Source organism: Jannaschia helgolandensis (assembly GCF_900109285.1).
GTDB classification, from domain to species: Bacteria; Pseudomonadota; Alphaproteobacteria; order Rhodobacterales; family Rhodobacteraceae; genus Jannaschia; species Jannaschia helgolandensis.
This window is the reverse complement of sequence record NZ_FNZQ01000004.1, coordinates 99,850-115,464: the sequence shown is the minus strand read 5'-3', so window position 1 is coordinate 115,464 and position 15,615 is coordinate 99,850. Positions and strand designations below refer to the sequence as shown.

Annotated in this window: 17 protein-coding genes; 14 read left to right on the top strand and 3 right to left on the bottom strand. The window is 60.7% G+C overall.

The window, feature by feature from the left end:
- Positions 1–41: 41 nt before the first annotated feature.
- The 14 genes from BMY38_RS11370 (at position 42) to cysE (ending at position 11,656) form a co-directional block, all read left to right on the top strand.
- Positions 42–569, top strand: coding sequence for an HK97 family phage prohead protease (locus BMY38_RS11370; protein ID WP_092762924.1), 528 nt, complete (start codon positions 42–44; stop codon positions 567–569).
- 31 nt (positions 570–600) lie between these two features.
- Positions 601–1,746: a phage major capsid protein gene (locus BMY38_RS11365; protein ID WP_092762922.1), complete on the top strand. Its 1,146-nt coding sequence runs from the start codon at positions 601–603 to the stop codon at positions 1,744–1,746.
- Between the two features lie 215 nt (positions 1,747–1,961).
- Complete coding sequence (locus tag BMY38_RS11360) at positions 1,962–2,513, top strand: head-tail connector protein (RefSeq protein ID WP_092762920.1); 552 nt, start codon at positions 1,962–1,964, stop codon at positions 2,511–2,513.
- Positions 2,513–2,854 carry a head-tail adaptor protein gene (locus BMY38_RS11355; protein WP_092762918.1) on the top strand — a complete coding sequence of 114 codons (342 nt, stop codon included), beginning with the start codon at positions 2,513–2,515 and terminating at the stop codon, positions 2,852–2,854. The genes BMY38_RS11360 and BMY38_RS11355 overlap by 1 nt, the downstream gene beginning before the upstream one ends.
- Complete coding sequence (locus BMY38_RS11350; protein ID WP_092762916.1) at positions 2,851–3,264, top strand: DUF3168 domain-containing protein; 414 nt, start codon at positions 2,851–2,853, stop codon at positions 3,262–3,264. Before BMY38_RS11355 ends, BMY38_RS11350 begins: the two co-directional genes overlap by 4 nt.
- A gap of 24 nt (positions 3,265–3,288) precedes the next feature.
- Positions 3,289–3,702: a phage major tail protein, TP901-1 family gene (locus BMY38_RS11345; RefSeq protein ID WP_092762914.1), complete on the top strand. Its 414-nt coding sequence runs from the start codon at positions 3,289–3,291 to the stop codon at positions 3,700–3,702.
- Positions 3,702–4,025, top strand: a complete 324-nt coding sequence (locus BMY38_RS11340) for a gene transfer agent family protein (protein ID WP_092762912.1) — start codon at positions 3,702–3,704, stop codon at positions 4,023–4,025. The genes BMY38_RS11345 and BMY38_RS11340 overlap by 1 nt, the downstream gene beginning before the upstream one ends.
- Positions 4,022–4,240, top strand: a complete 219-nt coding sequence (locus BMY38_RS11335; protein ID WP_092762910.1) for a rcc01693 family protein — start codon at positions 4,022–4,024, stop codon at positions 4,238–4,240. The genes BMY38_RS11340 and BMY38_RS11335 overlap by 4 nt, the downstream gene beginning before the upstream one ends.
- A complete protein-coding gene (locus BMY38_RS11330; protein ID WP_092762908.1) occupies positions 4,233–4,889 on the top strand; it encodes an RcGTA-type gene transfer agent tail tape measure protein in 657 nt (218 codons plus the stop codon). Before BMY38_RS11335 ends, BMY38_RS11330 begins: the two co-directional genes overlap by 8 nt.
- Before the next feature lie 10 nt (positions 4,890–4,899).
- Entirely contained in the window at positions 4,900–5,532 is a 633-nt protein-coding gene (locus BMY38_RS11325; RefSeq protein ID WP_092762906.1) for a DUF2460 domain-containing protein, read from the top strand.
- The gene (locus BMY38_RS11320) at positions 5,529–6,398 is read left to right on the top strand and encodes a phage/gene transfer agent baseplate hub protein (protein WP_092762904.1); all 870 of its coding nucleotides are present in this window, start codon (positions 5,529–5,531) and stop codon (positions 6,396–6,398) included. The genes BMY38_RS11325 and BMY38_RS11320 overlap by 4 nt, the downstream gene beginning before the upstream one ends.
- Entirely contained in the window at positions 6,395–6,841 is a 447-nt protein-coding gene (locus tag BMY38_RS11315; RefSeq protein ID WP_092762902.1) for a C40 family peptidase, read from the top strand. Before BMY38_RS11320 ends, BMY38_RS11315 begins: the two co-directional genes overlap by 4 nt.
- Positions 6,842–6,844: 3 nt before the next feature.
- On the top strand, positions 6,845–10,771 hold the full coding sequence (locus tag BMY38_RS11310; protein WP_092762900.1) for a baseplate multidomain protein megatron: 3,927 nt from the start codon (positions 6,845–6,847) through the stop codon (positions 10,769–10,771).
- A gap of 66 nt (positions 10,772–10,837) precedes the next feature.
- Positions 10,838–11,656 (top strand): serine O-acetyltransferase, encoded by an 819-nt coding sequence (gene cysE / locus BMY38_RS11305; protein ID WP_092762898.1) that lies wholly within the window; start codon positions 10,838–10,840, stop codon positions 11,654–11,656.
- A gap of 74 nt (positions 11,657–11,730) precedes the next feature.
- Here the strand turns inward: cysE and BMY38_RS11300 are convergent, their stop codons facing one another.
- The 3 genes from BMY38_RS11300 to pdhA are packed head-to-tail and all read right to left on the bottom strand — an operon-like array spanning position 11,731 to position 15,505.
- Complete coding sequence (locus BMY38_RS11300) at positions 11,731–13,092, bottom strand: pyruvate dehydrogenase complex dihydrolipoamide acetyltransferase (protein WP_092762896.1); 1,362 nt, start codon at positions 13,090–13,092, stop codon at positions 11,731–11,733.
- Between the two features lie 12 nt (positions 13,093–13,104).
- Positions 13,105–14,484: a pyruvate dehydrogenase complex E1 component subunit beta gene (locus tag BMY38_RS11295; protein ID WP_092762894.1), complete on the bottom strand. Its 1,380-nt coding sequence runs from the start codon at positions 14,482–14,484 to the stop codon at positions 13,105–13,107.
- 1 nt (position 14,485) lies between these two features.
- Positions 14,486–15,505: a pyruvate dehydrogenase (acetyl-transferring) E1 component subunit alpha gene (gene pdhA / locus BMY38_RS11290; RefSeq protein ID WP_092762892.1), complete on the bottom strand. Its 1,020-nt coding sequence runs from the start codon at positions 15,503–15,505 to the stop codon at positions 14,486–14,488.
- Positions 15,506–15,615: the final 110 nt, after the last annotated feature.

The window sequence follows — 15,615 nt, the reverse complement described above, 5'->3', positions numbered from 1 at the left end:
TCCGCCGTCGGGCGAATGTCTGCCGAAGCAGGAGTAATGACATGATGTTGGAACGCAAGTTCGCGCAGGGAGAAACCTCCGTGCGGCTGGAGGAAGATGCCCGGATCGCAGGCTATGCCTCGTGGTTCGGGGTAGAGGACACCGGGCGCGATGTCGTCGCGGCGGGAGCCTATTGTGACAGTCTGGCGCGTATTTCAGCCGAGGGGCGCCGGGTGAAGATGCTGTGGCAGCACGACCCGACCTGCGTGATCGGTGTCTGGGACGAGGTCCGCGAGGATGCGCGCGGATTGTTCGTGAAGGGACGTCTGTTGCCGGGCGTCGAGAAGGCCCGTGAGGCGGCGTCACTGATCGAGGCGGGTGCTCTGGACGGGCTTAGCATCGGATACACGGTCAAGCGGGCCGGAAAGGACAGTCAGGGGCGCAGGCTTCTGAAGGAACTGGAGCTTTGGGAGGTGTCGCTTGTGACCTTTCCGATGCTGCCCAGTGCGCGGGTCGGGGCCAAGGCGGACCCTCTGCGTGAAATGGCGCGGGCGATCCAGTCCGCGCGTCTTGAACTGGCGCGCGACTGACGCCGCCGACCACCCTCGAAAGGAACACCGGATGAGCCATGACGGCGTCGGGGAAGTGACAGAGGCGTTGACCGGACTGGTTAGCGATTTCAAAGGCTTCCGCCAGGATATCACCCAGAAGATGAAGCAACAGGAAGAACGTCTGAACATGACCTACATGAGCCAACGCCCACAACTTTCCACATCCGACATGGTGGAAGCACCGCATCAGAAGGCAATGGATGCCTATCTGCGGTCGGGCGACGACGACGGCCTGCGGTCGCTGGCGCTGGAGGGCAAGTCGATGAATACCGCCGTCTCGGCCGAGGGCGGATATCTGGTCGATCCGCAGACCGCCGAGACGGTCAAATCGGTGCTGACATCTTCGGCGTCGATCCGGTCGATCGCCACGGTGGTCAACGTCGAGGCGACATCGTTCGATGTCCTGGTCGATCGTACCGAAATGGGGGCCGGATGGGCCACCGAGAACGGATCGACCCAGGAAACCGATACATCGCTGTTCGACCGTATCTCGATCCCGCTGCATGAGCTGTCGGCGATGCCGAAAGCATCGCAACGCTTGCTGGATGACGCGGCCTTCGACGTCGAGGGTTGGCTGGCCACACGTATTGCCGACAAGTTCGCCACCTCTGAGGCTGCGGCCTTCATTACCGGGGATGGCATAGACAAGCCGCGCGGTTTCCTGGTCTATCCGAATATCGACGAGCAGAGCTGGACGTGGGGCAGCCTGGGATATGTCGCAACCGGCGCGTCGGGCGATTTCGAAGCAAGCAAGCCGTCTGATGCGATTGTCGATCTGGTCTATGCGCTGGGTGCGAAATACCGTGCCAACGCGAGTTTCGTCATGAATTCCAAGACGGCGGGTGCGGTGCGCAAGATGAAGGACGCGGACGGGCGGTTCCTGTGGACCGATAGTCTGGCCGCAGGGCAACCCGCACAGCTGATGGGATACCCGGTGCTGATCGCCGAGGATATGCCCGATATCGGCGTGGACACTACGGCCATCGCATTCGGCGATTTCGGCGCGGGATATACCGTGGCCGAACGTCCCGATCTGCGGGTGCTGCGCGACCCGTTCAGTGCCAAGCCGCATGTTCTGTTCTATGCAACCAAGCGGGTCGGCGGCGATGTGACCGATTTTTCCGCGATCAAGCTTCTGAAGTTCACGGTCGTCTGATCCAATTGCGCGGTCCCGGTCTTACAGTCGGGGCCGCCTGAAAATCTGTCGCCCGAAGCAGGGGCGATTCCCGTCCTTTGCGGGCCTGAAGGGTTCGCAGGGGAGGGTGGGGCCGGTGGGCCTCCGGCCTGGTCCGCACGTGCGGCGTACTGGTTCCACCCACCACGTTCGGAAAACACCAGACATGAAACTCGACGCGCAATGCGGAGGTGCGGATGGCGATGAAATTACAGAGGTCCGAAGGGATCGCGGATGAGGCGCTGCCGGTGGCGCAACTGGCCGCGCAAATGCGGCTGGCGGAAACCTACGACATCGTTCCGGGTCAGTCGGAACGGCTGAGATTACGGTTGAGGGCCGCGATTTCGTCGATTGAGGCGCGGCTGGGCAAGGTGTTGATCGCGCGTGAGGTTGTTGTCGCTGGCCTTACGGGCGTCGGGCAGGAGATTCCCTTGCCGATTGCTCCGGTTGCGGAGGTTTTGGGGGCCGAATTGACGATGCGCAGTGGCCCCCGCGCGCTGGGGCCGGTGACGCTGCGGAGCGATCCGCATCGGCCGGTTGCCCTGCTGTCGGAGGCTGTCGGGGAAGGGCTGCCGCTGACGATGACGCTACGCGCGGGATACGGGACGTGGAATGCGGTGCCGGATGCGCTGCAACAGGCGGTTCTGCTTATGGCGGAAACGTTGGACGCGGGCGATATGGCGGTCGGCGTTCAGATCGACGCGCTGCTGGCGCCATTCCGGGGTCTGCGCCTTGGAGGCATGGGCTGATGGGGCAGGTATACACCCGGCGGCTGACGCTGGAGGTGCCGGTCCGCACGCCCGATGGCGGCGGCGGTCAGGTCCGGGGCTGGGAAGAACGCGGTGCAATCTGGGCGGACGTCCGGATGCGGTCAGGCGGTCTGAAACACAGCGAATTCGGGCGCACACCGCGCTTGCAGGTGCGGATCAAGACGCACGCATTACCCGACGGTCACCCGACGCGACCGATTGCGGGTGACCGGCTGCGCGATGGAGGCCGCGTCTACGAAGTCGAGGCGACGCACGAGGACCTGAAGCATGTGCTGGTGATCCTGGCCAGCGACGTCCCCGGGGAAAGGACGACGCCATGAGTTACACCATGGGCGAAAGCCTTCAGACCGCCGTCTATGGCCGCCTGATCGCCGATCCGGCAGTGGATGCATTGTTGGGCGGCGCAGTGTTCGATTCGACACCCGAAGCCGCCCCGGACCTGTTCGTAGCTCTGGGGCACGAGCGGGCCGTGGGCATTTCCGACGCGTCGGGACAGGGGGCCATTCACCGAATGCGCGTCAGTGTGGTGACGCGGCGCGAGGGTTATATCGCCGCCAAAAAGGTGGCTGCAGCGGTTTCGGACGCATTGGTGGGGGACGAGTTGCCGCTGACGCGGGGGCGGCTGGTTTCAATGCGGTTCTTGCGGGCGGACGCCCGGCGAGACGAGGGCGAGGGCATCCGCAGGATCGACCTCTGGTTCCGCGCCCGGACCGATGATCAGGCCGTCTAGGTCGCAATTTCAGGAGTGTGAAACATGAGTGTTCAGGCAGGTAAGGACCTTCTGCTGAAGGTCGATCAGGATGGCACCGGCGTTTTCGTGACGCTGGCCGGGCTGCGCGCAACGCGGCTGACGTTCAACGCGGGAAGCGTCGATGTGACGTCGACGGAAAGCGCCGGGGGCTGGCGCGAGTTGCTGTCTGGCGGCGGTGTGAAATCGGCGCAGGTCAGCGGATCGGGCATCTTTCGGGACGAGGATACAGATGCGCGTGCGCGGCAGTTGTTCTTCGACGGCGAAGTCCCCGCATTTCAGGTGATTATTCCCGACTTCGGCATCGTGCAGGGGGCATTTCAGATCACGTCGCTGGAATACGGCGGTACGCACGATGGCGAGGCGACCTATGAAATCGCGCTCGCCTCGGCCGGGGAACTGACGTTCACGCCGCTTTGATGGGCGATGGAAACCCCTATGCGGGCGAAGTGGCGCTGGTCTTGGATGGGGAGCGTCACCTGCTGAAACTGACGCTGGGTGCCCTGGCCGAGCTGGAGACCGATATGCAGGCGGATAGTCTGGTCGGTCTGGTGCGTCGGTTCGAGAACGGCGGGTTTCGGGCGCGCGATGTCGCCCGGTTGTTGCTGGCAGGGTTGCGGGGGGGCGGTTGGCAAGAGGACGCCAGCCGACTTTTATCCGCTGAGATCGAGGGCGGGCCGATCGAGGCCACCCGGGTTGCCGCGCTGTTGCTGGGACGGGCGTTCGCCTTGCCGGAGCGATGAGCGGCAAGGCGGGTGACGAAGCCTTCGACTGGCCCGCGTTGATGGCCGCGGGATTGCGCGGTCTGGGCCTGAAACCGGCGGAATTCTGGGCGCTGACCCCGGCGGAACTGGCGTTCCTTCTGGGGCATGGCGACGGGCGATTGCCAATGGACCGGGCGGGGCTTGATGCCCTTGCCGCCCGGTTCCCCGATAAGGTGGAGACACGGAATGTATGACAGGGATCTGGACGAGGCGGGTATCGACGCCTCGCTCGACGCGCTTGAAGCGCGGTTGGGCGGATCGGAGGTGGTTGTTGCGCAGTTTACGGCGGAACTGGGAACGCTGGAGGGACAGATGTTGCATACCCAACGGGAGGTGCAGGGTTTGTCACGCACCTTTGGCGGGTCACTGAAACGGGCGTTCGACGGCGTGATTTTCGATGGCGCGAAGCTGTCTGATGCGCTGACCGGACTGGCGCAATCGATGATCAACGCGACCTACAACACGGCTGTCAAACCCGTCAGCCAAGCCTTTGGAGGCCTGCTGGCAGGCGGACTGAATGCGGTTCTGCCGTTTGCGAACGGGGCGAGCTTTGCACAGGGCCGCGTGATGCCGTTCGCCAAGGGTGGCGTGATCAGTGCGGCGACCCAGTTTCCAATGCGCGGCGGCACCGGATTGATGGGGGAGGCCGGACCCGAGGCGATCATGCCGTTGGCACGCGGTCCGGACGGGCGGTTGGGCGTGCAGACGAATGGCGGATCGAGCGGTGCTGTGACGGTGCAGATGAATATCTCCACCCCCGACGCTCAGAGTTTCCGCCGGTCGCGCAGTCAGATCGCCGCTGAAATGTCCCGCGCCTTGTCGCGCGGCACCCGCAACCGCTGAGGTATTCGATATGTCATTTCACGAAATACGCTTCCCGTCGCGGTTGTCCTTTGGGTCGGTTGGCGGGCCGGAACGGTTGACCGAAGTCGTGACGTTGGCCAACGGCTTCGAGGAGCGGAATACGCCCTGGGCGCATTCGCGTCGTCGGTATGATGCCGGGGTGGGCATGCGATCTCTGGACGATGTAAGCGAATTGATCGCGTTCTTCGAGGCGCGGCGCGGACGGTTGCACGGCTTTCGCTGGAAGGATTGGGCGGACTTCAAGACCAGCCTGTCGGCGGATCGGGTGAGCTACATCGATCAGCGGATCGGGACGGGGGACGGCGCGACCACGGTGTTTCAGCTATCGAAGACATATCGGTCCGGTGAGCAGACTTATATTCGTCCGATCAGCAAGCCGATAACCGGAACCATCCGCGCCGGGGTTCAGGATGACGAACTGGATGAGACCCGGCACTTTACTGTCGATGCGGCGACAGGTTTGATCACCTTCGCTGAGCCACCCGATGTCGGCGTTGAAGTAACTGCTGGATTTGAGTTCGACGTCCCGGTGCGGTTCGATGCCGACGCCATCATGACATCAGTCGCCAGTTTCCACGCGGGCGAAGTGCCGGACGTGCCAGTGGTGGAGTTGCGGGTATGAGCGCGCTTTCTAAACATCTGGCCGGGGGCACCGCGACTGTCTGTCGCGTCTGGATTGTCCGTCGTGCCGATGAAGTCGTGCTGGGGTTCACCGATCACGATCAAACATTGGTCGTGGAAGGTGTCGAGTGTCTTGCGGCGTCAGGCATGACGGCAGGTGCACTACAGGCCACGTCGGGTCTGGCCGTCGACAACGCCGAGGCACAGGGCGCGTTAAGTCACGATGCAATCCGTGCCGAGGATCTGCGTGCCGGACTTTGGGACGCGGCCGAGGTCACGGCCTACCTGGTCAACTGGACCGATCCGACGGCGCATGAGATTCAGTTCCGTGGCTCCCTGGGCGAGATTTCCTGGGGTGAGGGCGCGTTTTCCGCCGAGTTGCGCGGACTGGCGGAGGCTTTGAACACGACGCGAGGGCGAGTTTACCAGGCACGTTGCGATGCGGTGCTAGGTGACGGTCGATGTCGCAAGGATCTGGGACCATTGTTTGCCGTCGACAGTGAAATTCTTGCCGTCGAAGCGGATCAGAAGCTGCGGTTTCCCGTTCTGCGTGAGTATGCACCGAAATGGTTCGAGCGCGGGCGTCTGATCGTGCTTTCGGGTAAAGCGGAGGGTGCGTCCGAGCGCATCAAGGTGGACCGTATCGACGGAGATGTTCGGCAAATCGACCTGTGGACATCACTGCGTCGGAATCTTGTCGTCGGAGACCGGGTGCGGCTGGAGGCGGGATGCGACAAGCGGATGGAAACCTGCCGCTTGAAGTTTGACAACCTTCTGAACTTTCGGGGATTTCCGAGCATTCCGGGCGAAGACTGGTTAATGAGCTATCCGGTGAAGGCAGGTCGGAACGATGGAGGTCGGCTGTGAGCCGCGTCGCGGATATTGCACGGCGCTGGATCGGGACGCCCTATGTGCATCAGGCTTCGGTGCAGGGTGGCGGGACGGACTGCCTTGGGTTGATCCGCGGTGTCTGGCGCGAGTTGTACGACCACGAGCCGGAAGCCGTTCCCGAATATTCACGCGACTGGTCGGAGCCACAAGGCGACGAAGTCCTGACGGCTGCCGCAGACAGGCATTTCATACGCGTGTTACGCGGTCGCGATGTCCATTCGGGCGAGATGTTGTTGTTTCGGATGCGCGACGGATCCGTGGCGAAACATCTGGGTGTTGTCGGGGTCGGCGGGAGCAGCCCTACGTTTATCCATGCCTATAGCGGACACGGTGTCGTCGAAAGCCATCTGTCCGCGGCGTGGCTGCGGCGCGTATCCGCACGTTTCGATTTTCCGACTGCGCCGATCAAGGAGACCTGAAAAATGGCAACACTGATACTTGGTGCGGTCGGTGCGGCCGTCGGGGGAAGTCTGGGCGGATCGTTCATCGGTTTGAGCGGTGCCGTGATCGGACGTGCAGTCGGCGCGACTTTGGGTCGGACCATCGACCAATCGATCCTGGGCGGTGGTGCAGATGCGGTGGAATACGGTCGGCTGGATCGACTGCGTCTGACGGGGGCGTCGGAAGGCGCGGTAATTCCACGGGTGGTGGGGCGCGTTCGCGTCTCAGGTCAGGTGATCTGGGCGACGCGGTTCATGGAAAACCGGCAAACGACAGGCGGAGGAGGGGGCGGCAAGGGCGCGCCCAAAGCGCCGACACAGACGCAATACAGCTATTCCATATCGTTCGCGCTGGCTCTGAGCGAGGGCGAGATCACTCGTGTGGGTCGCGTCTGGGCGGATGGCAGCGAAATCTCGAAATCGTCAATCCAGATGCGGATCTATCGCGGCACAGAAGACCAGATGCCTGATGCATTGATCGAGGCTGTGGAAGGCGCGGGCAATGCCCCAGCGTATCGCGGCATTGCCTATGTCGTGGTCGAGGGTCTGGATTTGACGCCGTTCGGCAACCGTATGCCGCAACTGTCATTCGAGGTCGTGCGCACAGCGCGTGCGCTCGGCGAAATCCCGGCCCCCATGGACTTGATCGAGGGGGTAGCTATCATTCCGGGCACCGGGGAATACACTCTTGCCACGACTGCGGTTCATTACGATCTGGGGCGCGGGCAGAAAGATTCCGCGAACGTGAACACCGAGCAGGGCATTCCGGATTTCACCGTCTCGATGGATGATCTGACTGAAGAATTTCCGAACTTGAAGTCGGTCTCTCTGATCGTGTCGTGGTTCGGGGACGACTTGCGATGTGGGAGTTGTACCATTCGTCCGAAAGTCGAACAGGCCGGTTCGGACGGCAAGCCGTTGAGATGGAATGTCTCAGGCGTTGACCGAGCAGCGGCAGACATCGTTCCAAAACTTGACGGGCGGTCGGTTTACGGAGGCACACCTTGCGATAGCTCGGTGATCGAGGCGATACGCGACCTGAACGCGCGGGGTCTGGACGTCACGTTTTACCCCTTCATCCTGATGCAGCAATTGGCAGGCAACGGGTTGCCCAATCCTTGGGGGCAGGGCGAGCAGCCGGCGTTGCCGTGGCGCGGACGAATTACAACGGACGTTGGACCTAGCCTATACGGGTCGACCGACAGGACGGAAGCTGCCGAATCCGAAGTAGCGTCGTTTTTTGGCACAACGGTTAGCGGTGATTTTTCCTTGCGCAATGTCGACAATTCCGCAGCCGGCCAACAGGTGATTATGCAGGGGCCGGATGGCGACTGGTCTTATCGCCGCTTCATCTTGCACTATGCGACACTCTGCGCGGAAGCGGGTGGCGTCGAAGCATTCTGCATTGGCTCCGAAATGCGCGGCCTGACGCAGATCAGAGGGGCGGGCGACACGTTCCCGGCAGTGTCAGAACTGATTGCATTGGCGGCGGAGGTCCGCAGAATTCTGCCTGATGCTAAAATCAGCTATGCTGCTGATTGGACGGAATACTTCGGGTATCAGCCTGCGGATGCGGACAGCCTGCATTATCATCTGGACCCGCTTTGGTCCGACGACAACATCGACTTTATCGGGATCGACAATTACATGCCAATGGCCGATTGGCGCGAGGGTAAAGACCATGCAGATGTCGCGGCGAAAACCTGCCTGAACATTGATTATCTGCACAGTCAGATCGAAGGTGGTGAGGGTTTCGATTGGTTTTATGAAACCTCCGAGGCACGCAATGCACAGCGCCGCGAGCCGATTACGGATGGAGCATACGACGAACCCTGGGTCTGGCGTTACAAAGATATCCGAAACTGGTGGGGCAATACCCACCATGATCGGATTGATGGCGTACGGACCGACCTGCCGACTCTTTGGGAGCCGCGCCTGAAGCCGATCCGGTTCACGGAATATGGCTGCGCCGCGATCGATAAAGGGGCAAACGAGCCTAACAGTTTTGTCGATGTGAAGTCGTCCGAATCGCGTCTGCCACGATATTCCAACGGTCGTCGGGACGATGCGATGCAGATGCAATATCTGCGGGCGCTGCTGTCCTATTGGCAGGGTCCCGAGGCGAATGTTGCATCTGACCGGTATTCGGGGCCAATGCTCGACCTTGGGCACAGCTTTGCCTGGGCTTGGGACGCGCGGCCCTGGCCGTATTTCCCCGAGTTGGAGGAGGTCTGGTCCGACGGCGTGAATCATCAGCGTGGGCACTGGATATCGGGACGAAGCGGGAACCAGCCGCTTGCGACTGTGATCCGCGAAATTTGCGAGGCGAGCGGCCTGACGCAAGTCGATGTGTCCGGCGTTTACGGTGTGGTCCGCGGCTATGCGATGACGAACATGCAGGCGGCGCGGGCCGATCTTCAACCATTGATGATGGCCTATGGCGTCGAGGCAAGTGAGCGGGAGGGCAAGCTTGTTTTCTCGATGCGCGCTTTGGCGGAAGAACATGCTATTGATCCGGAATTCCTTGTTCGGCAAGACGGGCCAGTGATCGGATGGCAACGCGCCGCCGAAGCAGAAACACCAAAGCGGGTTATCGTCCATCATTTAGACGCTGAGGGCGATTTCGAGGTCCGGGTAGCCGACGCGGTAGTGCCGGGGATCACTGTTGTTCCGGTTTCGGAACAGGAGCTTCCCGTCGCCTTGACAAAAGGCGAGGCACACGGACTTGCAGAGCGATATCTGACGGAAACCACTGTCGTGCGCGATACGATCGAGTTCGAGCTGCCGCCGTCGCGTCGTCATGAAAAGGCCGGGGACGTTATCCGGCTGGATGGGACCACCGATCTTTGGCGGATCGATCGATTGGAAGACGCCGGTCCGCGAAAGGTTCAGGCCGTGCGCACTGAATTGGGGCTGTTCGAGCCAAGCGATGCAGTCGAAGACGGATCGGGACGGATTCGTCCCCTTGCGCCGCTGCCGGTCGACGTGACCTATCTGGACCTGCCGTTGTTAACAGGTGAGGAGGTGGCGCATGCCCCATATGCTGCGGTTTCGGCATCGCCTTGGCCGGGATCAGTCGCGGTCTATTCCTCGGTCGAGGACAGTAATTATGGCCTGAACATTTTGATTGGCGCTCCGGCGCAGGTCGGAGTGACCGAAACGATCCTATCTCCCGCCATGCCAGGTTTGTTCGACGAGGGACCGGAGCTAATAGTACGGCTGGCTGCCGGAGAACTGGAGTCGGTCTCGGTGGAAGCACTGCTGGCGGGCGTGAATGCCGCAGCCATCAACGATGGGTCACCTTGGGGCTGGGAAGTGTTTCAGTTCCGGACGGCACGTCTGATCTCAAAAGGTGTCTGGGGACTGTCGTCGCGGCTGCGGGGACAGCGTGGGACAGAGTGGGCGATGGCATCAGAGCGGCCGATCGGAAGTCAGGTCGTATTCTTGCAAAGTGGTTTGCCGCAACTGGAGTTGGCAAAGGGATCTCTCGGACTTGAGCGACATTATCGCACCGGGCCTGCAAACCTGAGTTTCGACAATGCCGCCTTCGAATATGAAGCCTTAACCGTTTTCGGAGAGGGGCTGCGGCCCTATGCGCCTGTGCATCTGACAGCACGGTGGAACAGCGATGGTCTAGCAGTCGGCTGGATTCGCCGCTCGCGCCTTGGAGGGGACGGCTGGGACGTGGCGGACGTCCCGTTGGGGGAGGCCAGGGAATCTTATATCGTGAGGGTATTGCGGGAAGATGGAACGATACTTTCGGAAACGGCGACCAGTGGTTCAGCCATCCTTTTGGGTGCGTCGATCCCGGAACGCGCGCAACTGATGGCGGAAGGCGCGACCATCGCCGTCGCGCAAATTTCCGAGGATGTAGGCCCTGGCACATTTGCAACCTTGACGATATCTTGATGTCGCGTTTGAAGACCGCCCTGATTTACCCTATATCAGATAGATAATAACGCGGAGCGCGGCGACATGACCTTGGCGAACAGACACGTGCATGCGATCGATCCCGTCTGGGATCGGATCACAGAGGAAGCGCAGAATGCCATTCGTGACGAACCTGTCTTAGCGGGGTTGATCCATTCTTCGATCCTGCACCATCCGACGATCGAGATGGCTTTGGCTTATCGTTTCGCGCAGAAACTCGCATCCGGCGAAATGAGCGAACAGATCCTTCGCGGATTGGCCGATGAAGCGTTGACCAGTGATCCGGCTATTGCGACGGCCGCGCGCGCCGACATCGTGGCCACGTTCGAACGCGATCCGGCCTGTGATCGATTCCTTCAGCCGATGATGTTTTTCAAAGGCTTCAAGGCAATACAGGCCAGCCGGATCGGAAGCTGGCTTTGGCGGCAGGGGCGCAAGGATCTTTCGTATTTCGTTCAGATGCGTGTCAGCGAGTTATTCGGCGTGGATATTCATCCTGGCGCTCGCATTGGGCGTGGCATCATGATCGATCATGCACATTCGATCGTCATCGGCGAGACGGCTGTGGTGGGTGACAACGTGTCGATGCTGCATTCTGTTACGCTTGGTGGAACCGGCAAGGAAGACGATGACCGGCATCCCAAGATCGGTGATGGCGTTTTGATAGGTGCAGGCGCGAAAGTTCTTGGAAATATTACAATCGGGCAATGCTCTAGGATCGCAGCAGGATCAGTCGTGCTGGAGGATGTGCCGCCGAAAACGACTGTGGCCGGTGTACCTGCTCGCATCGTTGGCGAGGCAGGGTGCGCGCATCCGTCGGTGATGATGGATCAACTGATTGGGATCAGGGCACCGGACGTCTGAATACCTAGAACATTCTGAATCGGAAAAACCGCCCCTTCGGGGGCGGCTTTTTGTTTGCGCCAATGTAGCGAGCATCAGGCAAGCATCGTGATCGGATTTTCCAGATTTTCTGCAATCGCATTCAGAAAATTCGCACCAAGTGCACCATCGATGACCCGGTGATCGACGCTGAGTGTAACCGACATGACAGTCGCTGCGGTGATTTCGCCATCGGCGCCGATCACTGGCTGTTTGACGCCTGCGCCAACGGCGAGAATGGAGCCATGCGGCGGGTTGATGACGGCATCGAAATTGGTGATGCCGAACATCCCCAGGTTGGAGATAGCGAAGCTGCCGCCCTGATATTCATGAGGTGCAAGCTTGCGGTCGCGCGCGCGGGCCGCGAGATCTTTCATTTCGGCCGATAACGCCGAGAGGGACTTCAGATGCGCGTCTTTCAGAACCGGCGTGAACAATCCACCTTCGATGGCCACAGCCACGGCTACGTCCGACGGCTTGAGCTTCAGCATCCGGTCACCGGCCCAGACAGCGTTCGCATCGGGCACCTGTTGTAGAGCCAGGGCACTGGCCTTGATGATGAAATCGTTTACCGACAGCTTCACGCCGCGACCCTCAAGCTGCTTGTTGAGCTGGCTGCGGAACTTGAGCAATGCATCCAGCTGGATGTCACGGCGCAGGTAGAAATGCGGAATAGTCTGCTTTGCTTCGGTCAGACGGGCGGCGATAGTCTTGCGCATCCCGTCCAGCTTGACCTCCTCAAACTCACGGTCTTCGTACATTTTGGCAACCTGATCCGCGGTCATGCCCGCTGGGGCGGTCGGCTTTTGGCCTTCGGTCGCGGTCCTAGGTGCCTCTGCGGCGGTTGCGGCGGGTTTTGTCTCTCCAGGCTTTGCGGTCTCGACATCCATTTTCACGATGCGTCCACGAGGGCCGGAACCTTTAATTTGGCTCAGATCGAGGCCCTTGTCCTTAGCGATGCGACGGGCGACGGGAGTGGCGAAGACCCGGTCGCCGGATGTGGCCGTCCGGGCAGGGGTAGACTCGGCCTGTTCGCCGTCGACCTTGGCGCCGCTATCATCGTCCGACTTCGGCGCGGCTTCGCGGCCATAGCCTTTTTCGGGCTCCGGCGCAGGCGTCTCGGACGAAGCCACAGGTGCAGATGACGCGGCGCTATCGATAGCCGCCGCATCCTCGCCTTCCTCCAGCAAGACCGCGATGGGAGAGTTCACTTTGACGCCCTCGGTGCCTTCGGCGACGATAATCTTGCCGATCACTCCTTCGTCAACGGCTTCAAACTCCATCGTCGCCTTGTCGGTCTCGATTTCGGCCAGCAAGTCACCGGATGAAACCGTATCTCCTTCCTTGACCAGCCATTTCGCCAGCGTGCCTTCCTCCATCGTCGGGGACAGGGCGGGCATCAGAATCTCGGTAGCCATGTCGGTTTCCCCTTAGCGGTAGGTGACTTTGCGGACGGCCTCGACGACCTCGTCGGTGGTGACCAACGCCAGTTTCTCAAGGTTCGCGGCATATGGCATCGGCACGTCCTTGCCGGTGCAGGTGATGACGGGCGCGTCCAGATAATCGAAGGCGCGCTGCATGATCGTGCTGGCCATATGGTCCGAGAAGCTGGCGACCGGGTAACCTTCTTCGACCAGAATGCAGCGGTTGGTTTTCATCACCGAGGCCAACACCGTGTCGTAGTCAACAGGGCGCAGGGTCCGCAGGTCGATGACCTCCGCTTCGATTCCGTCTTCGGCCAGCTTGTCGGCTGCGGCCAAGGCATAGGTCATGCCGATGCTCCAGCTGACGATGGTCACGTCCTTGCCTTCGCGCCAGACCTTCGCCTTGCCGAACGGAACGGTGAAATCATCCAGTTTCGGCACCTCGAACGACTTTCCGTACAGAATCTCGTTTTCAAGGAAAATGACCGGGTTCGCATCGCGAATGGCCGTTTTCATCAAACCCTTCGCATCCGCTGCAGAATACGGCATCACGACCTTCAGGCCGGGGACCGAAGCATACCACGCCGCATAATCCTGACTGTGCTGCGCGCCGACGCGCGCGGCTGCTCCGTTGGGACCGCGGAACACCATCGGCGCACCCATCTGTCCACCCGACATATAGAGCGTTTTGGCAGCAGAGTTGATAATCTGGTCAATGGCTTGCATGGCGAAGTTGAACGTCATGAACTCGACAATCGGCTTTAACCCGCCAAAGGCAGCACCGACGGCGATGCCGGTGAACCCGTGTTCGGTGATCGGCGTGTCGATGACGCGCTTCGATCCGAATTCGTCCAGCATGCCCTGCGAAATCTTGTACGCGCCCTGATATTCCGCGACTTCTTCGCCCATCAGGAATACGTCACCGTCGCGGCGCATTTCTTCTGACATGGCTTCGCGAATGGCTTCGCGGACGGTCATCGTGACCATCTCGGTACCTTCTGGCCAATCGGGCGAGGCATTGGACTTCGGCGCGGGCGTGTCATCCGATGCAGCTGCGGCAGGCTTCGGAGCTGGAGCCTCGGCATTTACCTCCGCTTCGGCCTTCGGGGTTTCGGATTTGGTGTCGATGTCGTCCGCGCTTTCGCCTTCCTCAAGCAAAACGGCTATGGGCGAATTCACCTTCACCCCTTCGGTGCCTTCAGAGACGATGATCTTGCCGATGGTGCCTTCGTCGACCGCCTCGAATTCCATCGTGGCCTTGTCGGTTTCGATCTCGGCCAGAATGTCACCGGATTTGACGGTATCGCCTTCCTTGACCATCCACTTGGCAAGGGTGCCGTCCTCCATGGTGGGGGACAGGGCGGGCATCAGGATTTCGGTCGCCATATTACACGGCCTCCTGCGGAATTTCCTTGGCATAGATATCGGTCCACAGCTCTTCGAGCGCGGGCTCCGGGCTTTCCTTGGCGAATTCAGCCGAGGCGTTGACCACGTCTTTAATCTCCTTGTCGATGGCTTTCAGATCTTCTTCGCTGGCGTGTTTGCCGGTCAGAAGTAACTGACGGACCTGTTCAATGCTGTCGCGCTCTTCACGCATCTTCTGAACCTCGTCGCGGGTGCGGTATTTTGCCGGGTCCGACATGGAATGCCCGCGATAGCGATAGGTCTTGACCTCGAGGATATACGGACCCTTGCCCGCGCGGCAGTATTCAACGGCCCGCATTCCGGCATCCTTGACCGCCAGAACGTCCATGCCGTCGACCTCTTCGCCCTCGATGCCGTAGGCTGCACCCCGCTCCCAGTAGGAATTCGATTTGGTCGACCGCTTGGTCGAGGTGCCCATGGCATACTGGTTGTTTTCGATCACGAAGATAACCGGCAAATCCCACAGCTCGGCCATGTTGTAGGATTCGTAGACCTGGCCTTGATTGGCTGCGCCGTCGCCGAAATAGGTGAAGGTGACGTTGTCATTGCCGCGATACTTGTCGGAAAACGCCAGCCCCGCGCCGATCGGCACCTGTGCTGCGACGATGCCGTGACCGCCGTAGAAGTGCTTCTCCTTGGAGAACATGTGCATCGAGCCGCCCTTGCCCTTGGAGTACCCCCCCTCGCGGCCCGTCAACTCGGCCATGACGCCCTTGGGGTCCATGCCACAAGCCAGCATGTGACCGTGATCGCGGTACGAGGTGACGCGTTTGTCACCTTCCTTAGCCGCAGCTTCCAGTCCGACGACCACGGCTTCCTGACCGATATAAAGGTGACAGAAGCCCCCGATCAGACCCATCCCGTAAAGTTGCCCCGCCTTTTCTTCGAAACGGCGGATCAGAAGCATGTCTCGATAGTATTGGAGGAGGTCCTCCTTCGATACATTCGGCTTCGCTTTCGCGGCGGTCTTGCGGGTGGCCATAGGGCGCGTCTCCTCCGGACACAGGAATCGTTCAATGTTAAACAATCGCTAACGCATAGGGTTCCGGCAGAAAAGGGCAAACACATGCCGAACGAAATGTCTTCGACAGC

What these genes read in the sequence shown, in the direction of transcription:
- BMY38_RS11340 (WP_092762912.1), top strand. Translation starts at nt 3,702, where the DNA reads ATGGGCGATGGAAACCCCTATGCGGGCGAAGTGGCGCTGGTCTTGGAT.
- BMY38_RS11365 (WP_092762922.1), top strand. Translation starts at nt 601, where the DNA reads ATGAGCCATGACGGCGTCGGGGAAGTGACAGAGGCGTTGACCGGACTG.
- BMY38_RS11350 (WP_092762916.1), top strand. Translation starts at nt 2,851, where the DNA reads ATGAGTTACACCATGGGCGAAAGCCTTCAGACCGCCGTCTATGGCCGC.
- BMY38_RS11320 (WP_092762904.1), top strand. Translation starts at nt 5,529, where the DNA reads ATGAGCGCGCTTTCTAAACATCTGGCCGGGGGCACCGCGACTGTCTGT.
- cysE (WP_092762898.1), top strand. Translation starts at nt 10,838, where the DNA reads ATGACCTTGGCGAACAGACACGTGCATGCGATCGATCCCGTCTGGGAT.
- BMY38_RS11295 (WP_092762894.1), bottom strand. Translation starts at nt 14,484, where the DNA reads ATGGCGACCGAAATCCTGATGCCCGCCCTGTCCCCCACCATGGAGGAC.
- BMY38_RS11310 (WP_092762900.1), top strand. Translation starts at nt 6,845, where the DNA reads ATGGCAACACTGATACTTGGTGCGGTCGGTGCGGCCGTCGGGGGAAGT.
- pdhA (WP_092762892.1), bottom strand. Translation starts at nt 15,505, where the DNA reads ATGGCCACCCGCAAGACCGCCGCGAAAGCGAAGCCGAATGTATCGAAG.
- BMY38_RS11370 (WP_092762924.1), top strand. Translation starts at nt 42, where the DNA reads ATGATGTTGGAACGCAAGTTCGCGCAGGGAGAAACCTCCGTGCGGCTG.
- BMY38_RS11345 (WP_092762914.1), top strand. Translation starts at nt 3,289, where the DNA reads ATGAGTGTTCAGGCAGGTAAGGACCTTCTGCTGAAGGTCGATCAGGAT.
- BMY38_RS11335 (WP_092762910.1), top strand. Translation starts at nt 4,022, where the DNA reads ATGAGCGGCAAGGCGGGTGACGAAGCCTTCGACTGGCCCGCGTTGATG.
- BMY38_RS11355 (WP_092762918.1), top strand. Translation starts at nt 2,513, where the DNA reads ATGGGGCAGGTATACACCCGGCGGCTGACGCTGGAGGTGCCGGTCCGC.
- BMY38_RS11330 (WP_092762908.1), top strand. Translation starts at nt 4,233, where the DNA reads ATGTATGACAGGGATCTGGACGAGGCGGGTATCGACGCCTCGCTCGAC.
- BMY38_RS11325 (WP_092762906.1), top strand. Translation starts at nt 4,900, where the DNA reads ATGTCATTTCACGAAATACGCTTCCCGTCGCGGTTGTCCTTTGGGTCG.
- BMY38_RS11300 (WP_092762896.1), bottom strand. Translation starts at nt 13,092, where the DNA reads ATGGCTACCGAGATTCTGATGCCCGCCCTGTCCCCGACGATGGAGGAA.
- BMY38_RS11360 (WP_092762920.1), top strand. Translation starts at nt 1,962, where the DNA reads ATGGCGATGAAATTACAGAGGTCCGAAGGGATCGCGGATGAGGCGCTG.